The sequence below is a fragment of the Metabacillus bambusae genome, assembly GCF_017497975.1.
GTDB lineage: Bacteria > Bacillota > Bacilli > Bacillales > Bacillaceae > Metabacillus > Metabacillus bambusae.
Genome location: NZ_JAGDEL010000004.1, coordinates 204,881 through 220,221, shown reverse-complemented (window position 1 = coordinate 220,221; position 15,341 = coordinate 204,881). Strand labels below are relative to the sequence as shown.

Sequence of the window (15,341 nt, the reverse complement as noted above, 5' to 3'; positions counted from 1 at the left end):
GCAGGCTTGTTACAGCAAGCCGCAAGCACCTTGCGTGCTGTAAAAAACTGAACAATACTTATTTTTGAGTTTCCTAAGTAACCCGCAAATCAACTAATCTTAAGCTCCACCAAGATCTTCTACGAGTGCCAAGGTGCTAAATCCAGCAAGCCACACCAGCATTATGCTTGAGAGATAAGAAGAAGCGCACTCAAATACACAGTCTTCTTCTTACCGGGGAAGGCTTTTTAATTTGTTTAGAAAGTTTTAAGGATGCTTCCTCTCATGTACATAATCAAGAATAATAACTTTAACTTAGGATGGTGACAGACATGAGTCAACGAATTGAAACGAAGTTAGCGCAAATTGGAAATCGAAGTGAAAATGTTACAGGTACTGTAAACCCGCCAGTCTATTTTTCGACAGCTTATCGACATGCTGGAATCGGAGAATCAACCGGATTTGATTATATTCGAACAGGGAATCCTACAAGACTATTAGTTGAAAAGGCCATTGCCGATTTAGAACACGGTGATCGTGGATTTGCCTTCAGTTCAGGGATGGCTGCCATTCAAACGATTATGGCATTATTCCAAAGTGGTGATGAACTTATCGTATCATCTGACCTATATGGTGGAACCTATCGTTTATTTGAAAGAGAATGGAAAAAGTACGGTTTATCCTTTCAATATGATGATTTTACAAACCCAGCAGAAACAGAAAAATTAATATCTGAAAAAACAAAGGCGATATTTATCGAAACACCGACAAATCCATTAATGCAGGAAGCTGATATTAAAGAGCTTGCGACGTTAGCTAAGAAACATAATTTATTAGTGATTGTTGATAACACATTTTATACACCTGTTATCCAAACACCAATCCTTGATGGAGCCGACATTGTAATCCATAGTGCAACAAAATATTTAGGTGGACACAATGATGTGCTTGCGGGCCTAGTTGTTACAAAGGGTGAGCAATTAAGTGATGAGTTTTTCCAACATCAAAATGCGATCGGCGCGGTTTTATCACCGTTTGATTCCTGGCTCTTAATGAGAGGAATGAAGACCTTATCACTTCGCATGAGACAACATGAGCAAAACGCTCAAGCCGTTTCACAATTTTTAGAAGAGCATCCAGATGTTCTCGATGTTTTATATCCAGGAAAAGGTGGAATGCTGTCATTCCGTTTGCAGGATGAAGCATTGGTTAATCCATTTCTAAAAAGTCTTAAGACAATTACCTTTGCGGAAAGCTTAGGTGGAATTGAAAGCTTTATTACCTATCCTGCAACCCAAACACATATGGACATTCCTTTGGAAGTTAGAATGGCAAATGGTGTGTGTAATAGACTGCTACGTTTCTCAGTAGGTGTGGAACACGCTGAGGATATTATCGAAGACTTAGCTCAGAGCTTTAAACAAATGAAGGGGGCTGAAGCAATTGAGCAATCATGATTGGTCTTTTCAAACAAAGCTTTTGCATAATGAATCAAAGGTAGACAGAGGTACAGGAGCTGTTAGTGTTCCGATTCATCATTCATCAACTTTTCATCAATTTGATATAGATGAATTTGGGAAATATGATTACGCGCGTTCAGGTAACCCCACAAGAGAAGCATTAGAGCAAGCAATCGCAGAATTAGAGGGTGGAACGAAAGGCTTGGCATTTTCTTCAGGAATGGCTGCTATTTCAACAGCATTCCTCCTTCTTTCCCAAGGGGATCATGTCCTTGTGACTGAGGACGTATATGGTGGGACCTTTCGAATCATAACAGATGTTCTAACTAGATTCGGGATTGAGCACACTTTTGTTGATATGACAGATCTTCATCAAGTAGCATCAGAGATTCGTCCGAATACAAAGGTAATCTATATGGAAACACCTTCAAATCCATTGTTGAAGGTTACAGATATTCGAGGAATTGTGAACCTTGCGAAGGCAAATAACTGTCTAACGTTTTTAGATAATACATTTTTGACACCAGAGCTGCAAAGACCTTTGGAATTAGGTGTTGATGTTGTGTTACACAGTGCAACAAAGTTTTTAGCAGGACATAGTGATGTTCTTGCAGGACTTGCTGTTGTGAAGGATCCTGAATTAGGTGATCGCCTATACAAACTGCAAAATGCATTTGGAGCGGTACTAGGTGTTCAAGATGCATGGCTTGTGTTGAGAGGATTAAAAACATTACATGTTCGTTTGAAGCAATCCTCTGAATCTGCTATGAAAGTTGCTCAGTTTCTAAGTGAAAACCCTAAGGTAGAAGAGGTGTATTACCCAGGACTAAGCTTCCATCCAGGTCATGAGACTCAAAAATACCAAGCAGATGGAGCAGGTGCAGTCCTTTCTTTTAAACTAGCTGATGGTGAAGCGGTGAAGACACTTGTTCAACAAGTTAAGCTGCCGGTTTTTGCAGTAAGTTTAGGTGCGGTTGAATCAATTCTATCCTATCCTGCAAAAATGTCACATGCAGCAATGCCTCCAGAGGAACGTGAAAAACGAGGAATTTCAGATGGTTTACTTAGACTAAGTGTAGGCTTAGAAAATGTCGATGACTTAATCAAAGATTTTGCTGAAGCATTAGAGAAGCTGCCACTAGTTAAGAAAGAAAGTGTTCGTTAAGACTGACTCTCTGAGTCGGTTTTTTTTTGCCGAAAGAGAAGGTAAGCTTCAAAATACATACAAATTGAAAATTGTTACAAACTAAGTATATACCCATCAAAAGGGAGTTTCTTATATGAAAAAAATGATATTTGGGTTGTTCCTCTTATTAGCAGGACTAATACCCCCGATGCTTACTCAGGCTCATGTTAAATGGTTTGCTACAGTCGCACCTGAAAAAGTTAGAATAGAAGAGATTTTATCACCGCTTTTCATTACCATTTCATTGCTATGCGCTGTAATATTGGCCTTGTTATCTCAAGTGATGAGTAAAGTAATGGATATTCCCCTAGCATTAAGGCTAGACAAGAAGCTAGATAGTTTTCGAAAGTATTCTAGGCATTTATTGAAATATGGAACCGCTGTTTCATTTATTTTACAAGTCTCATATGGAACGATGTTTGCTCCTGAATTTACGATTCACGAAACGTGGCAAACAGTGGTGATGTGGATCATTATTATTTTTTTAATAATTCCACATCATATCGCTACAAAGATCGCTGCCCTGTTTATGTTAGGATTATTTATTAATGTATGGAGTCAAGCTGGGTGGTTTCATATGTTAGACTACGGATTTTACTTAGCTATCATTGGTGTTTTATTAGTAGGTCGTACGAAGTTAGAAACAGTTGGCTTTCCATTTTTATATTTAGGAACCGGACTAAGCTTATGTTGGGTAGCAGTAGAAAAGTGGGTCTATCCGATGATGACGACAGAAATTATTAACCACCACAATGTTCCGACGTTTGGCTTTGATCCTGGGATCTTTGTTGTTCTTTCTGCGTTTATTGAATTTGTCGTGGGGTACCTTTTAGTGGTAGGAATATTAAACAGAGTACTAGCTGTCGTTGTAACGATTCTTTTTATCCTTACAACAACAATCTTTGGTTATACAGAGGTTGTAGGTCATGCGATGATTCATATTGTCCTACTCATTTTTGTTATCGAAGGGATCTCATTTTATCATCCGCCGATTAAAATCCATAAAACTCGACTTGATCAAATGATCTTTGTCTCACTTAATTTTTTGTTTGTGTTAAGTACGTTTTTACTTATTTACTATCGATTTGCATAATGAAACTGGTTGAAGTGAAAAAGACTCGTAACATTTTGTTTCGAGTCTAAATTTTTTTATACATTAATTTGTGAAGGCCGATTGGTTCGATGTCAAACACTTCACCATATTCAGTTAGACCAAACTTTTTGTAATAATCACTCACCGAGACTCGCGCATTACACCACCATAGTTGAACATTCTTTTCCTTTAGTAATGCTTCACCATGTAATAGGAGGGAACTACCTGCTTTTAGTTTTCGATATTCAGTAAGAGTGGCCATTCCTCTAAGGCGATATTGGAGTTCTTCATCAAAACATGGATTCTTTTCTTTATGAAAAGAGGCGATACTAATTAACGTATCTCTATAAAATGCTCCTAAGTGAAATGAGTCTTCTTGATGATCATTCTCAAATTTGCAAGCCTCGATTGATTGATTTGGACGAAGAACGTTATGTCTTATTAGATATGTATCTTCTGGGTTAATTTGTCTAATTTCTAACATCTAATTCCCCCCCTAACTATTCTTCTTAAATTATACAGAATGACTTTTGTTATTGAAAATACTGAAAACTTTTGAAAACATATAAGATATTCTTATTGGTGCTCTTTTTGATGTTTTATAAAGTTTTATTAAGAATCTATTTAGTTAATTTATTTTTACTTAGCAGTGATTACTCCCATACTAGGAATTTGTTATTCCCTTACCACTTTATGCATGTACTGAAACTCTAAAACATATATAAATAAATAAGTAAGTAAGCTATTACTTGGAAATCGTTAGATAAACGATTGAAATGGAGCAGCATGACTTAGGATTTTCCAGGATATGTAGATTTCAGAATTTTCATAATTAACAATTTCGTTGTTTTGTATGTTAATATAAACGTGTATAATATTACACAAAATAACAGAGGGGGAAAATTCATGAAAAAAATTCGTAGTAGCCTTTTATTTGTAATGATTTTAACACTTACGATGATCATTGCTGCCTGTGGGAATGCTGGTAATGAAGATGTTGCTGGTGAAGAAGGTGGAAATAGCGGCGGTGAAAAGCAAAACTTAAGTCTCCTAACTGGGGGAACGGGTGGTACATATTATCCACTTGGTGGACAAATTGGAAAAATTATCTCTGATAACACAGACGCAAATATTACACCGCAAACATCAGGTGCTTCTGCTGAAAACATGGAAACATTAAGAGCAGGAGAGGCGGAGATTGCCTTTTCACAAACTGATATCGCAGCCTATGCAATAGAAGGAAAAGAGATGTTCGAAGGTGATCCAATTGACAATATTCAAGCAATCGGTTCTATATATCCAGAAACGGTACAGCTTGTAACTACAGAGAAAAGTGGAATTAAATCTGTTGAGGATCTAAAAGGAAAATCAGTTTCTGTTGGTGCACCTGGATCAGGAGCATATATAAATGCTATGCAAATTCTTGAAATTCATGGTTTAACTACAGAAGATATTAAAGCAGAAAATCTTTCATTTGATGAGTCTACAGATGGAATCCAATCAGGTAATATTGATGCAGCATTTGTTACTGCAGGAACACCAACTGGTGCAGTCGAAGCGTTATCCGCACAAAATGATGTTGTGATTATTCCACTTGCTGATGATAAAATCGATGCGCTAATTAAGCAATATCCACATTATTCGAAGGATACAGTTGCTACTGGAACGTACAATATTGAGGCTGACGTTAATACTGTAGCAGTAAAAGCAATGCTCGTTGTAACAAATGATCTTAAAGAAGATCTAGTTTATGAGATGACAAAAGCTTTATATGAGAACACTGACAAAATTACTCATGCAAAAGGTGAGTTCATTACCCCTGAAACGGCACTTCAAGGTTTAGGTGATATGGAGCTTCATCCTGGTGCTGCAAAGTACTTTGAAGAAAAAGGAATTACACAATAAAAATTTATTAATGAATCGATAGATCGCTTTTTGTGGTCTATCGATTTCAATTTTAATTCTATCTTGATCGGTGGGGTATTAATGAAGAAAAGGAAGACTATTGTTGTACTACTATGTTTTCCTCTACTACTTTTCATCATTTTTCTTCTTTTCTTTCCCTATAAACAAGTAATTGCCTTTACATACGAGGATCAAGAGAAATTACTTGCGTATTTGTCGTTAGAAAAGGTGAAAACCTTTCAAATAAAGTATACACACTCCATTCATCTCTCAGATGTCCTTGAATCGTATCGTTTATCCGACAAGCAAATCAACCAAACAGAGCTTGCATACGAGGACTTTGCAGTCGGAATGCCTTCTAATGCAGAAGGTGACGAGGTATTTGAGGAAATTGATGGTACATACTATATAAAAAATATGAATCGTTCATTCCCATTTATTGATTTGAGAATTGGACAAGTAAGGGCAAATCATCGATTAATCTATCAGAATAAGACATATTCATTATCTAATTATATTAAACCTGGAACATGGGTCAGAATTGCGCAGAAAAAAATTACGTTATGGCAACAATTGAAAGGAGTGAATATTAATGGCTGATAAAGAGGAAACGAAGTATTTAACAGAAGAAGAGCAGCAAGAGCTAATAGAAAAATATGATCCTGAAGCAGGGACAAGGAAACTAACTGGAATATTGGGTTATATCGCCTTTTTTGGCCTTCTTGCTTTTTCATTATTTCAGCTATATACTGCAGTTTTTGGAGTATTTACAGCACAAATACAACGTACCGTCCATTTAGGCTTTGCATTATCTTTAATCTTTTTATTATTTCCAGGAAACAGAAAGAAAAAGCAAAAAGGAAAGTTTCAGATTACGTGGTATGATGGAATACTAGCTGTTTTAAGTATTGGTGTAGGTGCATATTGGCCACTATTCTTTGAGGATCTCGTCATGAGTGTTGGTCGTTTGACCACCTTGGACTTTGCAGTTGGCTTAATTGCAATTCTTCTAGTATTAGAGGCTACTAGACGTGCAGTCGGTCTACCAATTATGATTATAGCGATTATCTTTGTACTTTATGGGATATTCGGGGAGTATATGCCAGGATTCTTATCACATCGAGGATTAAGCTTGGATAGACTAGTGCAGACCATGTTTTTTACAACAGAGGGAATTTTAGGGACACCATTAGCTGTTTCATCAACATTTATCTTCCTATTCTTATTATTTGGTTCTTTCTTAATTCGAACAGGAGTTGGCCAATACTTTAACGATCTTTCAATCGCTATTGCAGGGAGAAGTATTGGGGGGCCCGCAAAGGTTGCTATTTTTTCTAGTGCCCTTCAAGGAACAATTAGTGGGAGCTCCGTAGCCAATGTTGTAACATCGGGGGCGTTTACGATCCCGATGATGAAAAAATTAGGCTATAAGAAGGAATTTGCTGGAGCAGTTGAAGCATCAGCCTCAACTGGGGGACAATTAATGCCGCCAATTATGGGTGCTGCAGCATTTCTAATGGTTGAATTTATTGGAAACGGGATTACCTATTGGGACATAGCTAAAGCTGCAGCAATCCCAGCGATTCTTTATTTTGCAGGAATTTGGATTATGACGCATTTTGAGGCAAAACGACTTGGATTACGCGGTTTAACAAAAGAAGAAATGCCAAGTCGAAAAGAAGTGTTTGGAAAGATTTATTTATTAATTCCAATCTTGGCAATTGTTTTGTTACTTATGTCGAACATTACGGTGACACATGCTGCTCTGTATTCAATCCTAATTTCAATCGTTGTTGGTTTTATTAATAAAGCGGCACGTATGAAATTCATTGATATTATTTATGCATTAGTTGATGGAGCACGTACTGCACTTGCTGTTGCAGCAGCAACAGCCGCAGCAGGAATCATTGTCGGAATTGTAACGAAAACAGGTTTAGGTCTAAAGCTAGCAAATGGTCTAATCGAATTATCAGGGGGATATTTAATTCCTACACTCATGCTAACAATGGTGGCAGCACTTATTCTTGGAATGGGCTCACCAACAACTGCAAACTATGTTATAACATCTACAATCGCTGCACCAGCAATGATTTTACTAGGTGTTCCTGATTTACCAGCCCATTTATTTGTTTTCTATTTTGGGATAATTGCAGATATTACACCACCAGTTGCATTAGCGGCATTTGCAGCTGCAGGTGTATCCGGAGGAGAACCGATACGTACTGGAATTGAATCATCCAAACTAGCGATTGCAGCATTTATCATCCCATACATTTTTGTTCTCTCACCAGAACTACTCATGATTGATACAACATGGACGGAAGTCATTTGGGTTGTATTTACAGCAATGGTTGGAATGATCGCAATTGGCGCAGGTGTTATTGGATACTGGATGAGAGGAATGCACTGGTTGGAAAGAATCATAGCTGTCATTGTTGGCTTGCTGTTAATTTATCCTGAGAGCATTTCAGATATCACAGGAATTATTATGTTTGTGGTGTTACTCACTTTACAATATGTGTGGAAACGTAACAATACTAGTAAACCTAAAATGTCTGCACAAGCATAATGTCGAAAAACCTGATCCTCGACAAGAGGTATTCAGGTTTTTTTATTTTCTGGGAAATAAGTCGAATGGTGAGAATTATGTAGATATAAAACGGTTCTGTAGTCGTAATTAGAAGATTCGTTTTTTAAGTGCTATATTGACTTTTATTGATCTTTTGAATATAATTTAACATGTAGTTTGATAATGTTTTGATCCGATAGTTCAGTGGGAGAACACTACCTTGACAGTGTTCGGGGTCGTTCGGGTTCAGTAAAAATATCACAGTAAAACTACTTAGCATGGTCTGTTAGCTCAGTTGGTAGAGCATTTGCTCGACAAGCAAGGGGTCAGCGGTTCGAGTCCGTTACAGACCATTAAAGGTTGAGTCCTACACTTGACCAGCAGAAGCCTTCTTAATTGGACACTTCACAGTGAAACCATTTGAGGAGGTTTTTTGTTATGTCAGTAAACATTGTTATGATTCAAAAAGAATTTATGTCCGAGAGGAAATACCAAGGTCTTACCGCTAATTCGCTTCAAGCTTACGTCAACTTCTTTAAGGTCTGGAACCCTTGGCTTGCTCAAGAAGGTCTTGAAAGGATAGACCAATTAAATGGTCGTAACTCCAAAGCGTTTCTTTTTCACTGTATCGAAGAGAAGAAGAATAAGCCAAAGACAGTTAATACCAAACTCAAGCTTATGAGAGCATTTGCTAATTGGATGGTTGAGGAGCAACTCCTTGAGGAGCCATTTACCAAAGGAGCTAAGATGGTTCGTGAGGAAGATTCTCCAAAGATTCTAGTCGATAAGGACTTGAAAGACGTACTCAGACACCTTAGAAGGCAACACAGAAGAGAGCACTCCTTCAGTGCAAGACGTAACTATACTTTAATAGTGTTCTTAGCTGGTACTGGTATGAGACTCTCAGAGCTTTGCTCCTTGAAGTGGAATGATATTGATTATGAAAGCTCTCTTATTATGATAAAAACCAGTAAGAGTAGAAAGACTCAATCAGTACCGCTCTCAGACCAACTCAAGGAGGAAATGCTAGACTACCAAGAGTGGCTCCAGAGTCAACTAGGTAAACTACCTCCATCAGTCTTTACTACCAAAGAGGGAGCTACATTGAAACCAGATTCCGTACAAAACGTATTTAAGAGGTTGAGAACCAGTGTAGGAATTGAGGGGTATTTTTCACCTCATACACTTAGAAATTACTTCATTAAAGGAGTATTGAAAAACGGATTGAACCTCAGAGAAGCTCAGCTCTTAGCTAGACACTCTAAGATAGATGTTACGAGGAAATATATTGGATACTTTGCACATGAATTGAAAGAGTCTCTAGATGAAGCAAATCCTTTAAGAGATTTATTATGATAAACTTTCATTCTCCAATTCAAGTCTGGAAAAGCAAGAATAGAATTATTGTTAAAATTGAAAGTATTGAGGTTCTCCTTTCAGTCTCCTCAGAGAAGCAACCTATAACATTTAAAAGACTGGAAGCTTTACTTGATGGAGATAAGCTACCTCCATTTATTACTTATAAGCAAAATGAAAACTAAGGAGCTGGCTAACGCTGGTTCCTTTTTTTGTTTACCCTTTTGAGGGAAGCTCTCTTATGTTATCGTCTTAAAATGAGACAAGAGGAAGCCATAATAAATGCAAAATAGCTTCCTTAGTTGGTGAGTCTAAGTAGATGAGTCTCTCAAGGTATAGATAAAAAATATAAGGAAGAAAATAATATTGAGATAGCAAAAAGAAGGTAAACAAATAGCTTCAGTCTGGTGAGTGTATGCTGGTGAGCTAGCTGGTGTAGTAATAGCTTGTATAGCATACTGTTTGATGGGTATGAGGGAGTTGTACTCTCTAGCTTGACTCCAGAGTGTACTAACGAGCTTACTAATGAGGTAGCTAATAATTTAAAACCCTTCCCTCGATACAGTGCTTTTTCAGTAATACTCACTCAGAACTATTTACAACACTTACCAGCTCATTAGTTTCCCTTTGAGTACGTTCCAGAGTAAGCTCTCTAGTACAACTCACAAGCAACCTCGCAGAAGGCTCGCAGTAGCTCTCTCACAAGCTATCTATGATGTGGCTATGTAGGTACTACCAAGCTAGTATAATCCCTCTAGTGGCTCCTGAGTTTCTCTCAGAGTGTGTCATATAGGTCATTAACAAACTTATCAACCAGAGAGAGTATTTCTCCCTCACTATACTCTTTATCTTTTAACACTTGATTAAGTACCAGCTCTCCAATTACCTCCAGAGCTTGCTCTCTTGTCATGCTTCTTTAGCTCCCTTCTAGGGTAGTATGACCAAAGTAGTAACATGGTATTAACGCTGGTAAGTACGCTATATAGTGGCTGTCTCACTAATGTACTAATAAGTGCTTAAAAGCGTACCTCTGAGGGAGCTAATATTCATGCAAAAGGTATGTATAAATAGTGCATAAAAGGGTGCTTTCTGAGGGTGCTTCCTACAAAGCTTGATATAGAGGGATTTTAGAGAGCACTTTCTTTATAGGGAAGTGGTCAAGTACGCTGAGGAGGGTGCTATATAGTGGCTACCTCATAAGGTGTCTGTCAGTACGCTGGAGAGTACAGCTAAGGAGCTACACTGGTGAGTACACTAATGAGCTTACCCTTGAGTATGCTACATCGTAAGACTTTACATATAACTGAGACCTCATAGCTTCCCTTCTAAGGTGCTTGTATATATATCATGGTGTCTTGTATTACTTTATAACAAAAACGCTTAGAAGGCTTCTGAGGAGCTTCTCAGGGGGTTTGACTCATAAGGGGAGAAACTCTCAAACGTAACACACGGAGGAGATTCTGTCAAATAGCTCAAAAATTACAAGGCTAGGGGGGTGTTTTTGCTACGCTACTAGACATTTTTAGAAACTATAAAATTAGAAAAAACTTTTGTTAGTTATTACCAGCTCATTAGTACACTCATTAGTACGCTGGAGAGCTTCTACCTCAAGACCCTACCACCCAGCTACACTAGGGAGGGGGTACTTTTTAAAGCACCTCATAATTTTTTTATAAAATATTTTTCCAGTAAACTTTTTAGCTCCCACTGAGGAGCCAACTCTTCCAATAATCTACTAATTTAATTACCAATAATCCACTAATGAGTAAAACTAAAAGCCAGCTATTGAGCCACCTCAGAGAGTTTTACCTTCCAGCACTTACCTTTCATGCTACCTCATAAGGTATCAACACACATTTTTACTAAAAAGTCAATACAAATAAACGCACTTAGTGTTAAGAGTAATACAGACAGTTTGAGCTAGCTCAGTAAAGCTAATAAATTAAACTAACTAGAGCACCTCATATATATTTTAATAAAAATAATACATAGCTCCCTTATTAGTATTACCTATTGAGGAAGCTTATTTTTATTTTAAAGAATTATATATAGCTCCCCTATTAGCTTCAACTAAAGAGGACACCTCATATTTATTTTTAGAAAAAGAAGTAAGTAAATAAAAATGGTTCCTTGAGACAGCTCCCTAAATATTTACGCTCTTCGAGCTTCACCTTTTTAAAGAACCTTGGAGCCAGCTTACTCTAAGATATAAGAAGATAGAACAGCATAAAATAGGGTTGAGCCTTAGAGTAGCAAGGGATAGAGCCACTTTTTAACTAGGTCATATTTGGCACTCAACTAGCTCTAACTAGGTCATATTTGGCACTGACTATTTTACGGAATTAAAAGGTATAGCTCAAAAGGTCGAGTGAGATAGTCAAGAATAAAGATATAACTTCCAGAGTAAAAGTGGGTTGAGCCTTAGAGAGAGTAAGCGTGAAGGCTGTTTTAATACCGCTCGTCTCACGGACAAAATGAGCTAATACCGCTCATTTCACGTACAACTTTTGAGCGTTCCCTTAAAGAATATCGGAAGTTTGAAGGACAAAATGCAAAAGTGAGCTTCTTGAGCCAGCTACTCAAAAGGTGCTCTGTTTAGTCAATATTCAACTGGTAAAAATTACTTTTTAAATATACCCTATATTTCTCCTAATAAATGGAAGTAAATAAACGCTTTTGGTGTTAAGAGTAGTGAAGGGGTAAATAAGAGGTAGTAAAAGTATTTTACTCTTCTTTCTTTCTTTCTCTCAATTTCTCTAACTCAATTGCTTTACTTCCATTTCTTTTATTTTCTTAGTTATCTCTTTGTTTCAACACAAACGAGATAGGGAGTTTGAAGCTCTCTCACAAAAGCTTCACTTTTTATTATGTTCCTTCTGAGGTAACTCCTCTTGAGGGAGCCGACTATGCTATTTCTAACTTATCGCTTGTTTAAATCCTTTATTTTCGGGAAGTTCACCCTTCCCACTTTTTATCATGCTCCCTCCTTTGGAGCACCACTGTTGAGTAGATTCTATAAGAGGGTTGCAATGACCTAACCCCTAGCGAGCGACTCCTTGAGTCTACTCTATTTTATATCATGTTCCTTAAATGGAGCACCAAGTAACTCAATCAATCATGTACTCTCCAATAAGTTTTATTTTATGAGTTAGCTGACGAGCTAGCTTATTTTTATTGGAGAATGGTTGTGAAAATTTACAACTTATGGAGGAGATACAAAATGATGTTACAAATTCAAGAGACAAAAAGAACTAGACAAATTAGCTTAGTAAATAAAGTTGGTGAGGTCGTTCAAAAGGTTTGTAGAACGTGCCAACACGTTAAGCTGATTGAGGACTTTCCAAAGTACACTCAAGGATATACAAGAGCTGACTGTGAGAGTTGTCACAGAGACGCTCAGAGAGCTTATATAAGAGCTAACAAAGATAAGAGAACCACTTACAAGCAAAATGAAAGAGCGAGGGTTCTTGGTTTACCAGATACTTTCTCAGAGGGTGACTACAAGAGACTTAAAGAAGTCGCTGAAAGTCGCTGTATGATTTCTGGTGAGGTCGCTAACTTACAGTGTGACCACGTTCAAGCACTCTCTAAAGGCTGGCTTGGTAGCACAGCTGGAAATATTATTCTAGTGAGCGAGAAAGTCAACCAAGCCAAAAGAGATATGAGCTTATTCGAGTTTATTAAGAGTGAGCGTTCTAATGGCTTAATTAACGAGGAGCAACTTTACAAGACACTAAGATTTCTAGCTCAAGTAAATGAAATGAGCTTGACTCAATATATTAACTTCTTAAAAGACAGTGAAGAAATAGCTATTCAAAATAAAAAATACTGGGAGGTGGAGTGATTGGCTGTTACCTTTTACGTTGACATTGATAAGATTCTCGAAAGACGAGGGATGACGCTAACTCAGTTAGCTGACCTTGCTGGAATTGATAAAGGAAACTTGAGCAAGATTCGCTCAACAAAAGCTATTACGATTAACACGCTTAATAAATTAGCTAGTGCTCTTGGAGAGACAGACCCAGCTAACTTAATAAGTGTTGAAGTAAATAAAAACCAAAAATAAAACTACTGGAGGAGATTGATTATGAATTTATTCAAAAAGACAACTGATATGGAGAAATTAACTGGTGAGCGTGATTCTTTACAAGCTCAAGCTCAAGAGGTTCAAGGTAAGATTTCACAAGTAAGCAACGCTTTAAATATGGCTAAAGTTGAGTACATGGTTGAGGGTACAGCTTCAATTAAGAAAAAGGTTGATAAATATGAGTCAGCTATTCAAGGGTTCCAAAAGGAACTAGAAGGATTAAATAAAAAGCTTCAAGCTGTTGGAGAAGAGTTAGCAAAGCTTAACTCAGAAAAGAGAAAGCAAGAGTTAAATGAAATGGCTGAGCGTGACGTTGAAGGCTTTGAAAGAATTTACCGAGCTAAAAAGCTAGAGAAGTTTAGAAATGACACTCTTTACTATGCACTTCAAAAGCAAGGTATTGGTAATTCTTCAGCTGGTAGACCTAGAGAGCTTTACAATGACGCTGGTGTTACTGGTGGCAACCACTTTGACCCTAAGAACCCAGAGCACGCTCCTTACTCAGAGCTATGGGATAGCAAGAAAAATGAAGCTACCTCAAGAGTAGACGCTGAACTTGAGGAGCTTATTAAGAAAATAAATGAATTTATAGGTCAATAAGTATGACTGAGGTGAGACTGAGGAGCTTAATTGCTCCTCTTATTTAATTTAAAAAAATATTAAATGGTGGTGTTTCCAAAATGAAAAGGAAGGGAGCTGTTAAAAGTATTCGAGAAATTGAGTTTGAATTTAAAATAAGAGAACTAAAAAGAGACGCTGAGATACACGATTTCTTATTTAAGCAAAAGCTGGCACTGATAGAAATGAAAAGAAAAAAGCTGATTAGTAAATAAAATAGCTGTGAGACAGCTGGGAGAGATTGAGACATGAGAGAGGAGCAATTAGATTTAACTGTTAGGGAATGGGTTGAAGCTGGAGGGAGCGTTAAAACTCCAGAGAGAGTCAGCTCAGATAAAGCTTATGTGAAAATGATTAAAAGTAGAGACGATAACAAAAAGCACTTTACAAGTGTTTCCGATAAGGAGTGTTCACAAGTGTTTAATACTTTGACACTAGAGCAAGCTGGAATAATGCTTTCAATGTTCGCTTACATGGAGCTAGGTGATTCTGGTTTACTTATTCACAATGGTAAAAGACTTGGAGTAAAAGAACTAGCAAAGCTTTTTAAGAAGTCTGAGAGCACGCTCAAGAGGATTTTAAGCGAGCTTGAAGCTTATGGGTATATTCTAACTCAGAGGGAAGGGAGAAAGAATATATACGCTGTCAATACTATGTTAGCTACACGAGGAGAGCAAGCTGGAGAAGGTTTTTTTACAAAGGTCTTTGTTGCTAGATTAAGAGACGCTCTCAAAGTCTTAACGGTTCAAGAAGCTGGCTTATTATTCTTCATGCTTCCTTACTTTAACTCAAGAGCTTACGTTCTTTCAGATAACCCTTATGAGCTAGACCTTTCTAAAATAAAGCTCTGGGATAGAGAAGAGTTAGCTGAGAAAACTGGGATTAGCTTGAGAAATATTAAAAGGTTGGTTCCTAGCATGATGAAAAAAGGTGTTCTAGTAGGTATTAAAACTTGTCGTACAGCTGTTGTACTTTCTCCAGAGCTAGTAAGTAGACATCGTAAAAAAGTAACTGTTGAAGATATTACTCAAATTATTAGCAATGAGTTAAATAAAACCGAGAAAATGGCTTGGTAATAATAAAAAGGG

15 protein-coding genes and 1 tRNA gene are annotated in these 15,341 nt (G+C 37.4%); 14 read left to right on the top strand and 2 right to left on the bottom strand.

Translation table 11 applies throughout. From position 1 onward, the window contains the following. Positions 1-311 precede the first annotated feature (311 nt). From I7822_RS07770 to I7822_RS07760, 3 genes are all read left to right on the top strand, one after another. Positions 312-1,436, top strand: coding sequence for a methionine biosynthesis PLP-dependent protein (locus tag I7822_RS07770; RefSeq protein WP_207976671.1), 1,125 nt, complete (start codon positions 312-314; stop codon positions 1,434-1,436). Then, positions 1,423-2,604 (top strand): cystathionine beta-lyase, encoded by a 1,182-nt coding sequence (metC, locus tag I7822_RS07765; RefSeq protein ID WP_207976669.1) that lies wholly within the window; start codon positions 1,423-1,425, stop codon positions 2,602-2,604. Before I7822_RS07770 ends, metC begins: the two co-directional genes overlap by 14 nt. 115 nt (positions 2,605-2,719) lie before the next feature. Continuing rightward, positions 2,720-3,718 (top strand): DoxX family membrane protein, encoded by a 999-nt coding sequence (locus I7822_RS07760; protein WP_207976666.1) that lies wholly within the window; start codon positions 2,720-2,722, stop codon positions 3,716-3,718. Positions 3,719-3,764: 46 nt separating this feature from the next. Here the strand turns inward: I7822_RS07760 and I7822_RS07755 are convergent, their stop codons facing one another. Further along, positions 3,765-4,202 carry a GNAT family N-acetyltransferase gene (locus I7822_RS07755; protein ID WP_207976664.1) on the bottom strand — a complete coding sequence of 146 codons (438 nt, stop codon included), beginning with the start codon at positions 4,200-4,202 and terminating at the stop codon, positions 3,765-3,767. Positions 4,203-4,624: 422 nt separating this feature from the next. Between I7822_RS07755 and I7822_RS07750 the strand changes: the two genes are divergently transcribed. The 6 genes from I7822_RS07750 (at position 4,625) to I7822_RS07725 (ending at position 9,733) form a co-directional block, all read left to right on the top strand. Further along, positions 4,625-5,623 (top strand): TAXI family TRAP transporter solute-binding subunit, encoded by a 999-nt coding sequence (locus tag I7822_RS07750; protein WP_207976662.1) that lies wholly within the window; start codon positions 4,625-4,627, stop codon positions 5,621-5,623. 81 nt (positions 5,624-5,704) lie between these two features. Further along, complete coding sequence (locus I7822_RS07745) at positions 5,705-6,223, top strand: DUF1850 domain-containing protein (protein WP_207976660.1); 519 nt, start codon at positions 5,705-5,707, stop codon at positions 6,221-6,223. Continuing rightward, entirely contained in the window at positions 6,216-8,192 is a 1,977-nt protein-coding gene (locus I7822_RS07740; protein ID WP_207976659.1) for a TRAP transporter permease, read from the top strand. Before I7822_RS07745 ends, I7822_RS07740 begins: the two co-directional genes overlap by 8 nt. 280 nt (positions 8,193-8,472) lie before the next feature. Further along, positions 8,473-8,545: transfer RNA gene (locus I7822_RS07735), tRNA-Val, on the top strand. Positions 8,546-8,630: 85 nt separating this feature from the next. Further along, positions 8,631-9,548 carry a tyrosine-type recombinase/integrase gene (locus tag I7822_RS07730; RefSeq protein WP_207976657.1) on the top strand — a complete coding sequence of 306 codons (918 nt, stop codon included), beginning with the start codon at positions 8,631-8,633 and terminating at the stop codon, positions 9,546-9,548. Then, positions 9,545-9,733 (top strand): hypothetical protein, encoded by a 189-nt coding sequence (locus I7822_RS07725; protein ID WP_207976655.1) that lies wholly within the window; start codon positions 9,545-9,547, stop codon positions 9,731-9,733. Before I7822_RS07730 ends, I7822_RS07725 begins: the two co-directional genes overlap by 4 nt. A gap of 590 nt (positions 9,734-10,323) precedes the next feature. Here I7822_RS07725 and I7822_RS30185 read toward each other — a convergent pair. After that, positions 10,324-10,458 (bottom strand): hypothetical protein, encoded by a 135-nt coding sequence (locus tag I7822_RS30185; RefSeq protein ID WP_279381925.1) that lies wholly within the window; start codon positions 10,456-10,458, stop codon positions 10,324-10,326. Positions 10,459-12,768: 2,310 nt separating this feature from the next. Between I7822_RS30185 and I7822_RS07720 the strand changes: the two genes are divergently transcribed. From I7822_RS07720 to I7822_RS07700, 5 genes are all read left to right on the top strand, one after another. Next, positions 12,769-13,392, top strand: a complete 624-nt coding sequence (locus I7822_RS07720) for a hypothetical protein (RefSeq protein WP_207976653.1) — start codon at positions 12,769-12,771, stop codon at positions 13,390-13,392. Next, positions 13,393-13,614 (top strand): helix-turn-helix domain-containing protein, encoded by a 222-nt coding sequence (locus tag I7822_RS07715; protein ID WP_207976651.1) that lies wholly within the window; start codon positions 13,393-13,395, stop codon positions 13,612-13,614. Positions 13,615-13,635: 21 nt separating this feature from the next. Beyond that, positions 13,636-14,235, top strand: coding sequence for a hypothetical protein (locus tag I7822_RS07710; protein ID WP_207976649.1), 600 nt, complete (start codon positions 13,636-13,638; stop codon positions 14,233-14,235). 80 nt (positions 14,236-14,315) lie between these two features. Beyond that, positions 14,316-14,468, top strand: a complete 153-nt coding sequence (locus I7822_RS07705) for a hypothetical protein (protein WP_207976647.1) — start codon at positions 14,316-14,318, stop codon at positions 14,466-14,468. 33 nt (positions 14,469-14,501) lie between these two features. Then, complete coding sequence (locus I7822_RS07700) at positions 14,502-15,329, top strand: helix-turn-helix transcriptional regulator (RefSeq protein WP_207976645.1); 828 nt, start codon at positions 14,502-14,504, stop codon at positions 15,327-15,329. The last annotated feature ends 12 nt before the right edge of the window (positions 15,330-15,341 follow it).

Coding starts and splice junctions, on each gene's coding strand:
- I7822_RS07700 (WP_207976645.1), top strand. CDS start 14,502: ATGAGAGAGGAGCAATTAGATTTAACTGTTAGGGAATGGGTTGAAGCT.
- I7822_RS07720 (WP_207976653.1), top strand. CDS start 12,769: ATGATGTTACAAATTCAAGAGACAAAAAGAACTAGACAAATTAGCTTA.
- I7822_RS07710 (WP_207976649.1), top strand. CDS start 13,636: ATGAATTTATTCAAAAAGACAACTGATATGGAGAAATTAACTGGTGAG.
- I7822_RS07760 (WP_207976666.1), top strand. CDS start 2,720: ATGAAAAAAATGATATTTGGGTTGTTCCTCTTATTAGCAGGACTAATA.
- I7822_RS07705 (WP_207976647.1), top strand. CDS start 14,316: ATGAAAAGGAAGGGAGCTGTTAAAAGTATTCGAGAAATTGAGTTTGAA.
- I7822_RS07770 (WP_207976671.1), top strand. CDS start 312: ATGAGTCAACGAATTGAAACGAAGTTAGCGCAAATTGGAAATCGAAGT.
- I7822_RS07755 (WP_207976664.1), bottom strand. CDS start 4,202: ATGTTAGAAATTAGACAAATTAACCCAGAAGATACATATCTAATAAGA.
- I7822_RS30185 (WP_279381925.1), bottom strand. CDS start 10,458: ATGACAAGAGAGCAAGCTCTGGAGGTAATTGGAGAGCTGGTACTTAAT.
- I7822_RS07725 (WP_207976655.1), top strand. CDS start 9,545: ATGATAAACTTTCATTCTCCAATTCAAGTCTGGAAAAGCAAGAATAGA.
- I7822_RS07745 (WP_207976660.1), top strand. CDS start 5,705: ATGAAGAAAAGGAAGACTATTGTTGTACTACTATGTTTTCCTCTACTA.
- I7822_RS07740 (WP_207976659.1), top strand. CDS start 6,216: ATGGCTGATAAAGAGGAAACGAAGTATTTAACAGAAGAAGAGCAGCAA.
- I7822_RS07750 (WP_207976662.1), top strand. CDS start 4,625: ATGAAAAAAATTCGTAGTAGCCTTTTATTTGTAATGATTTTAACACTT.
- I7822_RS07730 (WP_207976657.1), top strand. CDS start 8,631: ATGTCAGTAAACATTGTTATGATTCAAAAAGAATTTATGTCCGAGAGG.